1 protein-coding gene and 1 pseudogene are annotated in these 419 nt (G+C 39.6%); one reads left to right on the top strand and one right to left on the bottom strand.

The genetic code is table 11. The features are described 5' to 3' along the window. Positions 1–156, top strand: a 156-nt coding sequence (locus tag HC733_RS22665; protein ID WP_190364494.1) for a 4a-hydroxytetrahydrobiopterin dehydratase, incomplete at its 5' end; no start/stop codon positions are given. Between the two features lie 171 nt (positions 157–327). Here HC733_RS22665 and HC733_RS23730 read toward each other — a convergent pair. Further along, positions 328–419: pseudogene (locus HC733_RS23730) on the bottom strand (IS982 family transposase); the annotation flags it as partial.

Genomic DNA, 419 nt, shown 5'->3' with positions numbered 1-419 from the left:
GTAGGTGCAATGGCAGAAGAAGAAGGTCATCACCCTGGTTTACTTACCGAGTGGGGTAAAGTAACCGTGACTTGGTGGAGCCATTCAATCAAAGGTTTGCACAAAAATGATTTTGTTTGCGCAGCTAAAACTGATGATGTATTTGCAGCACTGTAACCAAAGCATTTTTAATTACTGAAGAAGGCCTCCATTGAGGCCTTTTTGTTGGCAATACTTTATATAGAGTTAACCTTGGCACTTCAATCGAGCTCGAACCCATCCAGTTTTTAATTTCACCTTAGAAGCGTTACCTAATAGTAATTATTTAACCTGAGATCTGTATAAGAACTAAAGCCGAGTAACCTTTATGCTCGGTTTCTTTGCTTGAAAAGTATAAGCGATGAGGCCTGCCATCAAGTTCACCATAAATGAAATACAGC

This window comes from Pseudoalteromonas sp. S16_S37, from assembly GCF_014694405.1.
Taxonomy (GTDB): Bacteria; Pseudomonadota; Gammaproteobacteria; order Enterobacterales; family Alteromonadaceae; genus Pseudoalteromonas.
This window is presented reverse-complemented; position numbering and strand designations above follow the sequence as displayed.